At 67.0% G+C, this 15,793-nt stretch carries 12 protein-coding genes and 1 pseudogene; 2 read left to right on the forward strand and 11 right to left on the reverse strand.

Going from position 1 to position 15,793, the window contains the following annotated elements; genetic code table 11:
* Positions 1-68 precede the first annotated feature (68 nt).
* Together AC5WS7_RS31575 and bluB are read left to right on the forward strand one after the other, a co-directional pair.
* Positions 69-1,322: a fatty acid desaturase family protein gene (locus tag AC5WS7_RS31575; RefSeq protein WP_495958257.1), complete on the forward strand. Its 1,254-nt coding sequence runs from the start codon at positions 69-71 to the stop codon at positions 1,320-1,322.
* A gap of 156 nt (positions 1,323-1,478) precedes the next feature.
* Complete coding sequence (gene bluB / locus AC5WS7_RS31580) at positions 1,479-2,111, forward strand: 5,6-dimethylbenzimidazole synthase (protein ID WP_495958258.1); 633 nt, start codon at positions 1,479-1,481, stop codon at positions 2,109-2,111.
* Between the two features lie 124 nt (positions 2,112-2,235).
* On the opposite strand, the gene hpf is transcribed toward bluB, so the two are convergent.
* From hpf to AC5WS7_RS31635, 11 genes and pseudogenes are all read right to left on the reverse strand, one after another.
* A complete protein-coding gene (gene hpf / locus AC5WS7_RS31585; RefSeq protein ID WP_495958435.1) occupies positions 2,236-2,838 on the reverse strand; it encodes a ribosome hibernation-promoting factor, HPF/YfiA family in 603 nt (200 codons plus the stop codon).
* A 379-nt stretch (positions 2,839-3,217) separates the two neighbouring features.
* Positions 3,218-3,862, reverse strand: a complete 645-nt coding sequence (locus AC5WS7_RS31590; RefSeq protein WP_495958259.1) for a ComF family protein — start codon at positions 3,860-3,862, stop codon at positions 3,218-3,220.
* Positions 3,863-3,956: 94 nt separating this feature from the next.
* Positions 3,957-5,798, reverse strand: coding sequence for an MtrAB system accessory lipoprotein LpqB (gene lpqB / locus AC5WS7_RS31595; RefSeq protein ID WP_495958260.1), 1,842 nt, complete (start codon positions 5,796-5,798; stop codon positions 3,957-3,959).
* A 440-nt stretch (positions 5,799-6,238) separates the two neighbouring features.
* Positions 6,239-7,984: pseudogene (gene mtrB / locus AC5WS7_RS31600) on the reverse strand (MtrAB system histidine kinase MtrB); the annotation flags it as partial.
* Positions 7,981-8,658 (reverse strand): MtrAB system response regulator MtrA, encoded by a 678-nt coding sequence (mtrA, locus tag AC5WS7_RS31605; RefSeq protein WP_067675951.1) that lies wholly within the window; start codon positions 8,656-8,658, stop codon positions 7,981-7,983. The pseudogene mtrB and the gene mtrA, both read right to left, overlap by 4 nt.
* A gap of 78 nt (positions 8,659-8,736) precedes the next feature.
* A complete protein-coding gene (locus tag AC5WS7_RS31610; RefSeq protein WP_495958261.1) occupies positions 8,737-9,384 on the reverse strand; it encodes a dTMP kinase in 648 nt (215 codons plus the stop codon).
* 54 nt (positions 9,385-9,438) lie between these two features.
* Complete coding sequence (locus AC5WS7_RS31615) at positions 9,439-10,065, reverse strand: Uma2 family endonuclease (RefSeq protein WP_495958262.1); 627 nt, start codon at positions 10,063-10,065, stop codon at positions 9,439-9,441.
* Positions 10,066-10,160: 95 nt separating this feature from the next.
* Positions 10,161-11,636 (reverse strand): adenosylhomocysteinase, encoded by a 1,476-nt coding sequence (gene ahcY / locus AC5WS7_RS31620; protein ID WP_495958263.1) that lies wholly within the window; start codon positions 11,634-11,636, stop codon positions 10,161-10,163.
* 101 nt (positions 11,637-11,737) lie between these two features.
* Positions 11,738-12,904: an alkane 1-monooxygenase gene (locus tag AC5WS7_RS31625; protein WP_495958264.1), complete on the reverse strand. Its 1,167-nt coding sequence runs from the start codon at positions 12,902-12,904 to the stop codon at positions 11,738-11,740.
* 520 nt (positions 12,905-13,424) lie between these two features.
* On the reverse strand, positions 13,425-14,117 hold the full coding sequence (locus AC5WS7_RS31630) for a response regulator (RefSeq protein ID WP_495958265.1): 693 nt from the start codon (positions 14,115-14,117) through the stop codon (positions 13,425-13,427).
* Positions 14,114-15,685, reverse strand: coding sequence for a sensor histidine kinase (locus tag AC5WS7_RS31635; protein WP_495958266.1), 1,572 nt, complete (start codon positions 15,683-15,685; stop codon positions 14,114-14,116). Before AC5WS7_RS31635 ends, AC5WS7_RS31630 begins: the two co-directional genes overlap by 4 nt.
* Between the last annotated feature and the right edge of the window lie 108 nt (positions 15,686-15,793).

Raw genomic sequence — 15,793 nt, forward strand, 5'->3', positions numbered from 1 at the left:
GTACGCCACAGTTGTGAATCGATCCGGAGATAACCTACGGAGCCGTAACCTACGGTAGTGTAACCCCCATGGCGATCTCGGATGTCAAGGAATACGCGCACCTCACCCCTGAGGACGTAGAAGCGATCGGTGTCGAGCTGGATACCATCCGGCGGGAAATCGAAGCCTCCCGCGGACAGCGCGATGCCCGTTACATCCGCAATGTGATTCGGCTCCAGCGCGCGCTCGAGATCAGCGGGCGTGCGGTACTGTTCGCGAGTTTCCTGCCGCCCGCGTGGCTGGCCGGCGTCGCTCTGCTGAGCACGGCCAAGATCATCGAGAACATGGAAATCGGGCACAACGTCATGCACGGCCAGTGGGACTGGATGAACGATCCGGAAATCCACTCCGCGTCCTGGGAATGGGACAACGTCGGCCCGTCCGAGCACTGGAAGATCACGCACAATTTCCTGCACCACAAGTACACCAACGTCCTGGGCATGGACGACGACATCGGCTACGGCCTGCTGCGCGTCACGCGCGACCAGCGCTGGTCGCCGTTCTATCTCGGCCAGCCGGTGTACAACCTGCTGCTGCAGATGTTCTTCGAATACGGCGTGGCGATTCAGCACCTGGAACTGGGCAAGGTCGCCAAGAAGAAATGGACCCCGGACAGCCCCGAGCGCAAGCAGTTCGAAGAGGACCGCCGCCTGGTGTTGAAGAAGGTCGGCAAGCAGGTCGCCAAGGATTACGCGATCTTCCCGCTGCTGACCGGACCGGCGTTCCTCACCACGCTTTCGGCCAATATCGCGGCCAACATCATCCGCAATGTGTGGACGAATGCGGTGATCTTCTGCGGCCACTTCCCCGACGGCGCCGAGAAATTCACCAAGGCCGATATCGACGGTGAGACCCAGGGCGAGTGGTACCTGCGCCAGATGCTGGGCAGCGCCAACATCTCCGGCGGCCGCGTGCTGCATTTCATGACCGGCAACCTCTCGCACCAGATCGAGCACCACCTGTTCCCGGATCTGCCGAGCAACCGGCTCGCATCGATCGCGGTGCGAGTGCGCGCGCTGTGCGACAAATACGATCTGCCCTACACCACCGGTTCGCTGCCGGTGCAGTACGGCAAGTCGTGGCGCACCATCATCAAGCTCTCGCTGCCGAACAAATATCTGCGGCGTTCCACCGACGACGCGCCCGAAACCAGATCCGAGCGCGCCTTCGGCGGTGTCTCCGACATCGATCCGGTCACCGGACGCCGCCGCGGCCTGCGCACCGCGCTGAAGCAGGGCCGCAAGCGCATCGCCGAGGCCCGGCGCGCCGTGCCGATCGGCTGACGCCGCTGCGAGGCTCGAACACACCCCGTCCGACATCGGGCGGGGTGTTTCGTGAACCGGCCCGAGCGTCGCGGACAAGGGTTCGGCGCCGCCTGATTATTTGCCTCTGGTTGACTGGTGCCGACTCGGTCGGATGCGGGCAAGATTGGCGATGGTGTGGTTACTGAGCACGACATTTACGAAGTGATCCGGCGGCGGCGCGATGTGCGCGCCGAATTCACCGGCGAACTCCTCGACGACGCCACCCTGCTGCGGATCCTCGATGCGGCACACCGCGCGCCGAGCGTCGGCAATTCGCAGCCGTGGGATTTCATCGTCGTGCGCGACCCTGCCACGCTGGCCCGCTTCGCCGCGCACGTCGCGGACAAGCGCGTCGAGTTCGGCGAGTCGCTGCCGCCCGACCGGGCTCGGACCTTCGAGCCGATCAAGATCGAGGGCATCACCGAGAGCGGCACCGGCATCGTGGTGACCCACGACGACAGCCGTGGCGGCCCGCACATCCTGGGCCGGGCCACCGTGCCCGAAACCGGGCTCTACTCGACCATTCTCGCGATCCAGAACATGTGGCTGGCCGCGACCGCCGAAGGGGTGGGCGTCGGCTGGGTCAGCTTCTACGACGCCCCCTTCCTGACCGACCTGATGCATCTGCCGCCCGGCATCCGCCCGGTCGCCTGGTTGTGCGTCGGCCCGGTGCATGAATTCCAGGAGACGCCGGACCTCGAGCGGTTCGGCTGGCGGGACCGCCGACCGCTGAGCGAGGCCGTGCACTGGGAGCGATTCCCCAGCTGACCCGCCGGCCCGCCTACACCCGCGCGCTCTCCCGGGCAATATTCGGTGTCACAGAAGATCCGCCGACGGACATGCCGAGGGGCCGACGACTCGACGTCGTCGGCCCCGGAGTGGCGCGAAGCTGCTATGCCAGTCTGATCAGGCCGTAGTCGAAGGCGTGTCGGCGGTACACCACCGAGGGACGGTCGGACTCGCGGTCGTGGAAGAGGAAGAAATCGTGGCCGACGAGTTCCATCTGATAGAGCGCGTCATCCACGGACATCGGGGATGCGGGGTGCACCTTGGTGCGCACGATATGGCCCGGGCCGGCGTAATCGGCCGCATCCACTTCCTGCTCCTGCGACTGAGCGCCGTTCGTGGTGGCACGGCCCAGTGATTCGTCGACGAGGTCCGCGGTCGCCTCGGCCACCGAGACGGGGGTCTTCTCGCCGTAGTGCACCCGGCGACGGTCCTTGCTACGCCGCAGCCGACTCTCCAGCTTGTCCGTCGCCTGTTCCAGGGCGCCGTAGAAGCTGTCCGCACATGCTTCCGCGCGCACGATCGGCCCCTTGCCGCGTGCGGTGATCTCCAAGCGCTGACAGTTCTTGCGCTGTCTGCGATTGCGTTCGTGGAAGAGTTCGACATCGAACAGGTAGATCGACGGGTCGAAACGCTCGAGCCGGGAGAGTCTGTCCGCCACGTGAATTCGGAAATGATCGGGAACCTCGACGTTGCGGCCCTTCACCACGACGTCGGCGCTGGGGACTTTGGGCTGGGTCTCGGGTTCGGCTCGGTCGAAAGCGGTGGAATCAGCTGTCGCGCCGTAGCGGGCCGAGGCGTCTGCTTCTTTCACTGAAGGTCGTGAAGTCGTCACGCGTACCTCCCGGATCTGGCCACACACACGAGTCGTGTGCGGCGGGTTCAACTCGTGTCGAGAGGTGTGTGCGGCAGGCGATCAGCTGACACAGGCGGCGGTCGCGAGACTGGTTGCGCACACCGGAGAAGCTCGACACGAAAGTCGCTCGAGGCGCCACCTCCAACCTCTGGTACGGGGTGTCAGATCGCTCTGATGGCCACGCTATTACGCCAGCGACTAGTCCGCCAGTGTTCACGCAAATTTCGCCCGCTCAGACAGCGCAAGTCACCATGACAGCCCGGACACCGACGCCCGCGGCCGCCAGCACACGCACCGACTCGCCCGCCGTCGCTCCCGTCGTGAGGACGTCATCAACCAGTACTACCTCGGCGTTCACCGCCGACAGGGCAGCATGCAACGGCCCGGCACGAGCCGTGATCCGGCCCCGCAGATTGGCTCTGCGCTCCCTCGGACCCAGACCCACCGAATCCCGTACCGCACGATGCATTCGCAACGCCGGAGCGACCCTGCAATCAGGCAGCAAACCAGCCGCGACCCGGGCGACCCGGGCCACCGGATCGCCCCCTCGACGGCGTGCGGCCGACCGTTTGGTCGGCGCCGGAACAAGGACCAGCGACCGTCGTGGATCCCGAAGTGTAGCCAGCCCTCTGGCCAATGCCAACCCCAACGGCGACGCCAGATCCCGGCGTCCATGCTCCTTGACGGCGATCACCGCCCGGCGCGCCGCCCCGGCGTACCCGCCCAGCGCCCAGCACGGCACACCCGGATCGGTGCGCGGGCGCACCCGCACCGGCGCACCGGACAGACTCCGCGCGCATCCGGCGCACCACACATCCCCGTGTGCCCCACATCCCCCGCACGTGCGCGGCAGGATCAGATCCAGCAGCATCCGCATCGGCCCAGTGTGCCGGTCGTTTCCGGCGGCGCCAACAGGTTCGGGGTTCGCCCATGTACAGCGGGTGCGGCGATGGCCGCACGACCGTCCGCGATCAGCCCGGCAACACCGGCACGGCGTTCGTGCCCAATCCCTGCACCTCGCGCCAGAATCGGTCCGCGGCCGGATCGGTGGACTGCAACTGCATCACCGCACGCGAATCCGCGACGTAGAACGTATCGGCGGCGACGCTCACCAACCGCACCGGCGGGGTCAGGTTCTGACTCGACAACTGGGTCAGGTCCGAACCGTCGATGTAGACCGACTCCACCGGATTCACATCCCCCTCCCGGGCGATGACCAAGGTGTCCGGACTGGACCAGTCGATGGACAACGCGGTCGTGCTCAGATCCACCGCGACCGGCTGCGGCGAGACCAGCGAGTACTTCCCGTCCGGGTGGGCCACAACCACCGCCAGGTACACCTTGCCGCCGGCGATGATCGCCGCACGCGTGCCGTCGCGGGAGATGCGCAGATCGGTGATCGGCAGACGCGGCACCGGATCGGTGCTGTTCGGTTCGCCGACGGTCAGTGTGGAACTGTCGACATCCTGCCGGGACACATTGCCGGTGGCCCGATCGTGCACCACCCGGACGACCTTGTCGCCGTTGATGACCGTCCACACCGCGCCGCCATCGGACGTCCACGAGGGCCGGGTGAAACTATCGCCCTGCACCACCGAGAAGGTGGTGGCACCGTCGTAACTGCCGATCACCAGCGTGCGCCTGGGCTTGGGAGCGGGCTCGCCGCTGTCGGCGACCGCGGCGACCAGCTGCCCGTCATCGGACAATCCGACCGACTGCAGATTGTGCGCGGTACCGAAATATCCGGGGGTGGGAGTGATGCGCCCCTTGGCGGTGTCCACCGTGACCAGCGTGCCGTCCCGCAGCGCGTGCAGGCCGGTGCGATCGGCGGTGGGCGTCTTCGGATTCATCGCGTTGACGTCGTCCAGCGACCAGCCGGTATTCGCGTACCGGTCGTCGAGCGGCTTGCCGTCCGCGAGCAGCACGTACGGACCGAGGATGCCCGCACCCGCGAGCGTCAACACCACCTGCGCGGCCAGCAGCTCCTTACCGCGCGCGTCGAGCGCAGAGGCGCCGGCGAAGTCGATCCGCACCCCGCCCAGGCCCACCCCGACCCCGTCACCGGCGCCGTTGGCCTTGGTGATACCCCCGCGCAGGCTGATCGGCGCGGCCAGCACATTCCGCACTGCCGGTGCGAGGGACGGCTGCGCCCCTTCGGACAGCAGCGCCAGCAATCGCTGCGTGAGCTGGTCCTTGCTGGTGGAGACCCAGCGCAGATCCGGAACCATGCTGGTACCGGCGTTGTTCGCGAAATACAGCGAATAGCGGCGATAGGACTTGTAGAACGCGGCGCTTTCCACGACGACGCCCGGTTCCACCTGATTGATCCGCCATTCGTCGCCGACCTTCGTCAGCTCCACCCTGGTCTCATAGGTGTTGTCCTGGGCCCGGAACGACCCGTCCGCGCCCAGCTGACCGAGTTTGCGCGCCCGAATCCGATAGGTGGCGGTATCGCCGGTGAGCGATTCGCGCAGCGTATCCGGCGATTCCACGATCGCGGTGCCGGCGCTGTCGTCCCAGTTCAAGGACGCTGTCGGGGACAGGTACTGCCGCGCCTGCTGATGCCGGTCGGCCGGATTCGCGGTCGCGGTCAGGAAGTTGCGTACCAGCAGATCCGGGTCGTGTCCCGCGACCGGCGGCACAGGGCCGACGCTGGTGGGCGCGCGACCGATGGTCCCCAATGCCTGCGGCGCCGAGGAATCGGGCAGATTCGCACATCCGCTCAGTGCCAGCGCCGATACCAGTAGCAGACCGATCACCACACGTAATCGGCTCACCCCGGCCCGCTGCCAGGTGCGAGAACCTCGACTCATTTCGTTCCGTCTCCGGTATCGCTCAGTACGGACTTCTCCCCCGCCCCCGAGCTATCACCGGCCTCCCGCGACGGCCGCTCATCCGGATTCCGGCTCGTCCCAACCACATTCGCATCGTCATCGGACGATTCGGCCGCAGCGCCCGCGGCCGCGGCCTTCTCCCCGGCCACCGGCGTGATCGCCCCGGAGCCGGAGGCATCGGCCGCGGTGACCTCCGCCCCCGCCGCGGAATCCGCATCGCCCCCAGGCGTATTCGTCCCGGCTGGCGGCGAACCGCCCGCGGACTCGTCCGCAGCCGTGACAGCCGAACCCGCACCGCCCGCGCTCGGCCCCGCCTCGGACATCTCCGCCTCGGCGGCGGACAGTTCCTCCTCGGTCACGGGCGCATCCGCTTCGACCACAACGGAATCCGGCCCGATCGCCGGCGTATTCGCCTCGGCCGCAGCCGTATCGGCCGCCGCGGCGGTGTCCGCCCGTGCCACGGCCGCGGACGAACCAGCCGCGACCTCGTCGGCGGTCGCGTCCTCTCCCCATTCGTCCTGCGGCGAATCCGATGGCGCGGAGGGCAATTCGAGCGGTGCGCCGCGCCGCTTCGGCGGCTCGAGCGACAACGGACTCGGCCCGAGTTTGCGCCCGCGTACCAGCGGCAGGGTCAGCCGGAAGCTGGCGCCGACGCCGAGTTCACCCCATGCCTCGAGTTTGCCGTCGTGCAGATTCGCATCCTCGACGCTGATCGACAGGCCCAGACCGGTCCCGCCGGAACGCCGCATGCGCGAGGGATCCGAGCGCCAGAAGCGGTTGAACACCAGCTTCTCCTCGCCCGGCCGCAGACCGACGCCCTGATCGCGCACCACGATGCCGACGGCATTGGCATCGACGTCGCCGCGCATCCGGATCAACACCGGTTTGCCCTCGCTGTGGTCGATGGCGTTGGCCAGCAGGTTGCGCAGCACCCGTTCCACGCGGCGCGGATCGACCTCGGCGACCAGCGGCTCCTCCGGCAGATCCACGACCAGCTCGACGCTGGACTCCTTGGCCAGATGCCGCACCGTGGAGATCGCCGCCCGCGCGCACATCCGCACATCGAGCGATTCGACCTGCAACTCGGCCACGCCGGCATCGTGACGGCTGATCTCCAGCAGATCGTTGAGCAGACCCTCGAATCGGTCCAGCTCGGTGACCAGCAGCTCGGCGCTTCGAGCCAGTGCCGGATCGAGTTCGTCGCTGGATCCGTGGATCAGATCGGCGGCCATGCGCACGGTCGTCAGCGGCGTGCGCAACTCGTGGCTGACGTCGGAGGTGAAGCGGCGCTGTAGATTACCGAATTCCTCGAGCTGGGTGATCTGGTTCGACAGGCTCTCGGCCATCGCGTTGAACGATATGGCCAGTTTCGCCATATCGTCCTCACCTCGCACGAGCATCCGTTCCCGGAGCCGACCGTCGGCGAACCGGCCCGCGATCCGGGCCGCCGACCGGATCGGCAGCACGACCTGCCTGGTCACCAGTGCGGTGATCGCGGCGAGCAGCACCAGCAGTACGGCGCCGCCGATGAACATCGTCCCGCGCATGAGTCCCAGGCTGCGGTCCTCGTTGGTCAGCGGGAAGATCAGATAGACCTCGAGCGTCGGCACCTGTGTGCTCGGACTGCCGATGACCAGCGCCCGGCCGCGGTATCCGTCCGGATCCGACACCGTGGCGAACTGGTAGCTGACCTGATTCTGCTGTACGAATCGGCGCAGCTCGGCCGGCACCTCCTGCACCGGCCCGACCGAGATGTCCTGCATATTGTCGCCAACCATCTCGAGCGCGGAATTGAAATTGCCCGCCGTGCCGCCGGACTGGCCGCTGTTACCGCTCGACAGCGCGTTACGCGCGGCCTGCAGACTGGTCAGCTGGGTGCCCGAATCATGCGCGCCGGCCAGCTGATTCTCCACCGTCGTCCGGGCGCGACCCATTTCCTCGACGGCCGCGGCGATCTTGCCGTCGAGGAGCCGGTCGGTGATCTGACTGGTCAGTACCACCCCGAGGATGGTGATCACGATCAGCGACAGGGTGAGCGTGGATACGACGACACGCAATTGGAGCGAACGCCGCCACACGTGTCCCAGCGATTCGCCGACGGATTTGAACCACGCCACCATCGCTGCCAGCAACCGCTCGATGCGGTTTCTGGAGCGATCGATCACGGCGGTCCGGCCTTGTAACCCACACCGCGGACGGTCAGCACGATCTCAGGGTTCTCCGGATCCTTCTCGACCTTGGCCCGTAGCCGCTGCACATGCACGTTGACCAGGCGGGTATCGGCCGCGTGCCGGTAACCCCAGACCTGCTCCAGCAGAACCTCGCGAGTGAACACCTGACGCGGCTTGCGGGCCAGCGCCACCAGCAGGTCGAACTCGAGCGGAGTCAGCGAGATCTGCTGCCCGGCCCGGGTGACCTTGTGCGCCGGGACATCGATGACGATGTCGGCGATGGAGAGCAGCTCCGCGGGCTCCTCCTCGGTGCGCCGCAGCCGGGCGCGCACCCGCGCGACGAGCTCCTTCGGCTTGAAGGGTTTGACGATGTAGTCGTCCGCACCGGACTCCAACCCCAGCACGACGTCGACCGTGTCGGTCTTCGCCGTCAGCATGACGATCGGCACGCCGGAATCGGCCCGCAGCACACGGCATACGTCGATGCCGTTCATGCCGGGGAGCATCAGATCCAGCAACACCAGATCCGGGCGTAGCTCCCGGACCGCGGTCAGCGCCTGCGTGCCGTCGCCGACGGTGTGAGGGTCGAAACCCTCGCCGCGCAAGACGATCGTCAGCATCTCCGCGAGCGCCATATCGTCGTCGACGACCAGAATCTTCGGCTTCATAACTACTATGGTGTCATCTCTCCGGCTCGGGACGGGCAACCACGCCAACACTGGTACGTATCCGACGCCCATCCAACCCTATCGGGCAATAATTTTCGACAGACGCGCGGTCAGCGTGGCCGGATCTTCGTGCGGTGCATGACGCCACCACGGACCGTGCCAGTGTGTTTCGGCCATCACACGATAGACCTCACCGGTGCGTTCCTGCAGCGCTTTGTCGCGCTCGTACGCGTCCGGGGCACGGTCGCTGTCGAGTTCACCGCGGCGGCGGGCACGTTCGGCGGCGAGTTCGACCGGCACGGCGAGCAGCACATGTTCGTCGGGCACAGGCAGTTCGAAGCGGCCGAACTCCAATTCGGTGATCCAGGAGGCGATCTCACCGTCCGCGGATTGGCCGGTCCGGGCCGCGCTGTAGGCGATATTCGAGGCGACGTACCGATCGAGCAGCACGATATCGTTGTCCGCCAACAACTTCGACAACTCCTCGCGCGCGTCGGCCCGATCGAGCGCGAACAACAACGCCATCGCGTTCACCGACGCGGCGACATCCCCGTGCCGCCCCCGCAACGCCTCCGCCGCCAGATCCGCGTGCACCGATTTCCCGTACCGCGGAAAGGCCATGGTCCCCACCCGAGCCCCACGCCCGGTCAACTCACCGACCACGGCATCGATGAGCGTGCGTTTCCCGGCCCCGTCCAGCCCCTCCACCGCAACCAGAACACCCATGCGCAGCAGATTACCGCGCGTCCGGGGCGGAAAATCCGCACCCCACCCGAGCGCTCACCGGGTCAGCTCGTCCAGCCGATGCCAGTCGATCTCGATCGAAATGGGCGCGCCGACCACGGTGACCGTGTCGGCCCGATCGTGCTTCTGGTGCGGGCGGTACAGGCTCAGCACATGGTCGAGTACATGAGTCTCGATCGAGGTGACCCGGTTTTCGGAGATCCAGACGATCCAGTACCAGGGAATGCCAGCCTTCGCGTATTCGGCCAGTTTGTCGGTGGTATCGACACGTTCCGAACCCGGGGAGACCACCTCGATCACCAACTTGATCAGCGACGCGGGCAACGGTCGCAAGCCATCGGGGGCGCATGTGAACAGCGCGATATCCGGCCGCCGGATCGTCGCCCTCGGCAGCTCCCACAGCAATACGTCGAAGTCGGTGTCGACATCGAGACAGCCGTCGTTGTAACGGTCCACATGCGCCTCGGCGGCCGCTTCCACCAGATCCGCGATACGTCTCGCGGCCTTCTGGTGCGCCCGACGCGGCGATTCGGCGCGAACCGCCTCTCCATTGACGACCTCGACCAACCGGCAGAACTCTTCCGGCAATTGCCGCCAGGTCTCGAGGGTGATCGGTTCCGGCTGCAGGTTCTCTTCCCGCGCCCAATCGAGCAGTACGGACAACGTGCGCTCCCGGCGATAGGCGGATTACGGGTCGATACTATCCGGGCAACGACCTCGTCCCGCCGGATCGCCGATCCGGCGGGACGATTCAGTTCTCAGTAGCGGTAGTGGTCGGGCTTGTAGGGGCCCTCGACGTCGACGCCGATGTATTCGGCCTGGTCCTTGGTGAGCTTGGTCAGCTGACCGCCCAGGGCCTCGACGTGGATGCGGGCCACCTTCTCGTCCAGGTGCTTGGGCAGGCGGTAGACCTCGTTGTCGTACTGCTCGGGCTTGGTCCACAGCTCGATCTGGGCGATGACCTGGTTGGAGAAGCTGTTCGACATGACGAACGAGGGGTGGCCGGTGGCGTTGCCCAGGTTCAGCAGGCGGCCCTCGGACAGCACGATGATGGACTTGCCCGAATCGCCGAACGTCCACTGATCGACCTGCGGCTTGATGTTCAGGCGAGTCGCGCCCGAACGCTCCAGGGCGGCCATATCGATCTCGTTGTCGAAGTGGCCGATATTGCCCAGAATGGCCTGGTCCTTCATGGCCTTCATGTGGTCGAGCGAGATGATGTCCTTGTTGCCCGTGGCCGTGATGACGATATCGGCCTGGCCGATCGCGTCCTCGACGGTGACCACGTCGAAGCCGTCCATCAGCGCCTGCAGGGCGTTGATCGGGTCGATCTCGGTGACCTGCACGCGCGCGCCCTGGCCGGCCAGCGACTCCGCGCAACCCTTGCCGACGTCGCCGTAACCGCAGATCAGCACCTTCTTGCCGCCGATGAGCACATCGGTGCCGCGGTTGATGCCGTCGATCAGCGAGTGGCGGGTGCCGTACTTGTTGTCGAACTTGGACTTGGTGACCGAGTCGTTCACGTTGATCGCCGGGAACACCAGCTCACCCGCGGCGGCGAACTGGTACAGCCGCAGCACGCCGGTGGTGGTCTCCTCGGTGACGCCGCGCACGCTGTCCGCGATGACGCCCCACTTGTTCTTCTCGCTCTCGAACCGGTCGCGCAGCAGGTTCAGGAACACGGTGAACTCGGCCGAATGCTCCTCGTCGGCCGGCGGCACCACGCCAGCCTTCTCGAACTGCGCGCCGCGCAGCACGAGCATGGTGGCATCACCACCGTCGTCGAGGATCATGTTCGCCGGTTCACCGGGCCAGGTGAGCATCTGCTCCGCGGCCCACCAGTACTCCTCGAGGCTCTCGCCCTTCCACGCGAACACCGGCACGCCCTGCGGCTCGTCGACGGTGCCGTGCGGACCGACGACCACGGCGGCGGCCGCGTGATCCTGGGTCGAGAAGATGTTGCACGAAGCCCAGCGCACCTGCGCGCCGAGCGATACCAGCGTCTCGATCAGCACCGCGGTCTGCACCGTCATGTGCAGCGACCCGGAGATGCGCGCCCCCTTCAGCGGCTGCACCTCCGCGTATTCGCGACGCAGTGCCATCAGGCCGGGCATCTCGTGCTCGGCGAGTCGAATCTCCTTGCGGCCGAACTCGGCCAGCGACAGGTCCGCGACCTTGTAATCGATCCCGTTGCGGCTGTCGGCAGTCATCATGCTGCTCACTGCGGTCGTCATCTGCCTCTCCTGGTCGGCGTGTACGCAGAAGAGACTAGTACGAATCCTGCGTACACGGTACGCACGGTCGTTCACCAGCGAAATCATCGCCGGCGCGAGCGTCAGGCGGCGGCCGCGCGACCATCGTGAGCGGCCAGGATGCGCTGTCGTTTGCGCGGGGCGATATTGGCCCGGCCGATGTCACCGCCGTAGTGCGCCAACACCTTCGGGTCCATCACGTGCCGCCACAGCGGCGGCACCGCGGCCAGCAGGATCATCCCCGCATAACCCGCGGGCAGCTGCGGGGCCTCCTGGGAGCTGCGCAGCGTCTGATACCGGCGCCCCGGATTGGCGTGGTGGTCACTGTGCCGCTGCAGGTGGAACAGGAAGATATTGGTGACCAGCCGATCACTGTTCCAGCTGTCGGCGGGTGAACAGCGCGCCCACGTGCCGTTCGGCCGCTTGCCGCGCAGCAGACCGTAGTGCTCGACGTAGTTGACCGTCTCCAGCAGCCCGGCCCCGATCACCGCCTGCAGGAACAGATACGGCAGCATCTTCGGGCCGAACGCCGCGAGCAGGCCGAGATACAGCACCAGCGTCATCGACCATGCCTGCAGGACGTTGTTCCGCGGACTCCACCAGCCCAGCCCCTTGCGCTGCAGACGTTCCCGCTCGATGTGCACGGCCGAGCGGAAACCGCCGAGCACGCTGCGCGGCAGGAATTCCCACAGCGACTCCCCCAGCCGGGCGCTGGCGGGATCCTCCGGAGTGGCGACCCGGGCGTGATGCCCCTTGTTGTGCTCGACGTAGAAGTGGCCGTAACCGGACTGCGCCAGCGCCAGCTTCGCCAGCCACCGCTCCGAACGCTCGACCCGATGTCCCAGCTCGTGCGCGGCATTGATGCCGATCCCGCTGACCAACCCCAGGGTGGTTGCCAGCCCGATCTTGTCCAGGACGCTCAGCTCGTCGCGAGACCACAGATATGCCGCGATTCCGAGCCCGAACAGCTGGATCGGCAGGAACATATAGGTGCACCAGCGGTAGTAGCGGTCCTGGGACAGGACCTCGTAATCCTCGTCGCGCGGATTGCTGCCGTCCTCGCCGACGACCCAGTCCAGCACCGGAATGGCGATCAGCACGATGATCGGCCCGACCCACCAGAACACCCGCAATCCGGTGTGCAGCACCAACTGTGACGGCAACAGGGCACAGCCGGGCGCGATCAGCCCGAGCACCCACAGGTATCGCTTGGGGTCGGGCCGACCCGAGCGATTGCCAACCGATTGCACGTTTGCCCCGCTAATTGATTCTCTCGGACTATTGCCAGTAGATAGGTACAGACATTAGGACCGTTACACACAGTTTCCGGGCCCGTAAGTGGCGACCGTTACATACGTTCCGGTCCGTTATCGATCCATCCTTCACGTCCCGGCGATGACCGCATCCGGCGGGCAACATCGGCGCCACCCTTGCACGGTGCGTCATCCTCTCGTTCGAGCCTTGCATATCGTCAGCTTCGACCCGATGGCACACGCCGGGCGAGTCGACGCAATCGTTATACAACACAACACAATTCGGATAAATCCGGGACGATGGTAACGAACCGGCCGCCCGAACGCCGCACGATCGTGACCACTGCCCGTCGCCAGAAATATCACATTCGACGCCGTACCGCCGGACGCACCCGTAGCCGATCTCGCCCGGTGGAGAGCCGCGGCACAGCATGAGGTCGCGGCGAATGATCAGCCCGTCCCCGGCAGCCTATCCGGCAACCTCCGGCATCGCGGCAGGCGCCCGACGTTCCCGCCCTCATCGCCGCCAGACGTACCTCACCTGGGGGCGTCCGGCGCGGCCGTAGTCGGTCCGCCGCTCGACCGCGCCCGCCTCGGCCAATTGCTCGAGATAACGCCAGGCCGTCACCCGTGAAACGCCGACCTCGCGTCCGGCGTCCGTCGCCGAGAGCCCGTGGGGCGCGGCACGGATCGCCCGCGATATCTGCTCGAGCGTCGGCGGGGAGATGCCTTTCGGCACCGCTGCCTTCGGGTCCGGCGTACGCAGCGCGCCCAGCGCCCGATCGATGTCGTGCTGGGTCAGCGCCGACTCCTCGGCGGACAGTGCCGCCCGGAATTCCAGATAGCGCTCGAGCTTGTCCCGGAAGGCCGCGAACGGAAACGGTTTGAGGAGGTACAGCGCCACGCCGTGGGAGACGGCGGCGCGCACCATCGCCAGATCCCGGGCCGAGGTGATGGCGATGACGTCCGGGCGCGGACTCAGCCGGGACAGCGCCGCGGTCACCTCGAGGCCGCCGATATCGGGTAGCCCGATGTCCAGCAACACCAGGTCGATCGGCTCCTCCTCGGCCACGGCCCGGGTCGCCGCGCGAATCGCGTCCTGGCCGGTGTGGGCGATGCCGACCGGCGTGAAACCGGGTACCCGCCGGACATAGGAGTGGTGCGCCTGGGCGATGCGCGCATCGTCCTCCACGATCAGCACCCGGATCATCGCGGAATCCTCACCACCACAGCCGATTCGGGCGTCCGTTCCGCGCTCAGTACGCCGCCGTACCGGGTCACCAGCCGCCACACCAGTGCGAGCCCGAGCCCGTGGTGCTCGGACTTGGTCGAATATCCGCGTTCCACGGCGCTCGCGAACGCCTCCTGCGACATCCCGGGACCGCTGTCGGCGACCCGCACGAACAGTTCCGCTTCCCGTGCGCGCACGGTGACCTCGACCCAGGCGTCGGCGTCCCGGGCGACCGCGTCCAGCGCGTTGTCGATGAGGTTGCCGACCAGGGTGATCATGTCGTGCGCGCTCAGCGGCGCGGTGGAATCGAGCGCAGTGTCCTGTGCGACGGTGAGCTCCACGCCGCGTTCCATCGCCTGATCCACCTTGCCCAGCAACAGCGCCGCCAGCGCGGGCTCGCGCACCGCCTCGGTCAGCCGGTCGATCAGGGCCTGGGACAGGCGCAGTTCCGCGGTCGCGAATTCCACGGCCTCCCCGAAATGCCCCAGCTCCACCATGGTGATCACCGCGTGCAGCCGGTTGGCGGATTCGTGCGCCTGCGCGCGCAACGCGGCGGCCAATCCGCGGGCGGAATCCAATTCGCCCATGATGTCCCGTAATTCGGTGTGATCGCGGATCGTGAGCACGGTACCGAGACTGCGGCCCGACCAGGTGACCAGGTCCTGATTCACCACCAGCACCCGTCCGGCGGTCACGTGCATCTCGTCGCGCACCACGCCGGTGCCGAGGCGGCGCAACGATACCGGCAGATCGGAGCGGCGCACCGGCCCGGCCGGTAGCTCGAGCAGCCGCCGGGCCTGGTCGTTCACCACCGCGGCCTGCTCGGCGTCCCGATCGAACACCACCAGGCCCTCGTGAACCGAATGCAGCACCGCGTCATGATGTTCGTAGAGGGTACGCAGTTCGCCCGGGCCCAGGCCGTGCGTCTGCCGCAGCAGGCGCCGGCGCAGCAACAGGGCCCCGAGCACGGCGAGCAGCAGTCCGGCCGCCGCCGCGCCCAGAATCAACGGCAGCTGCGCGGCCACCTGATCACCGATGCGGGACCGGGTCACGCCCGCCGAGACCAGCGCGATCACCCGGCCGCCGTCGTCCTGGACCGGAGTCACCGAGCGGATGGACGGCCCCAGCGACCCGGTGTAGATCTCGGTGAACGTCTCACCGTGTAGCGCACGAGTGATGTTGCCGCTGAACGGTTTTCCGATCATCGCGGGATCGGTGTGGGTGTACCGGGTGCGGTCGGGAGCCATCACGACGATGAAATCGACCCCGGTCCGCCGCCTGATGCGTTCGGCTACCGGCTGTAGCTCCCGCGTCGGGTCGGGGGTACGAACCGCGGCCACCGTCGCGGGAGACTGCGCGATCGATACGGCGATGCCGGTCACCCGTTGCCGCGTCGCATCGTCCTGTTCGCGGCGCACCTGCCAGACCGCCAGCGCGGAACCGACCGCGATCACCGCGATCAGCACGACCAGTTGCACGACGAAGACCTGACCGGCCAGGGTCGTTCCCCGGCCACGCCGGAACCCGGCCCAGCCGCTCGCCCGCACGACACCTCCCGTGAACCGCGCCTCGTGAACGAAATGTACGCAATGGTGACCGCCGTCACCGTAGCCGCCAGGATTGGCTGCACGAACGCGTGGCCCAGCTCACGCCGG

The sequence above is a fragment of the Nocardia sp. PLKS1-43 genome (assembly GCF_059510335.1).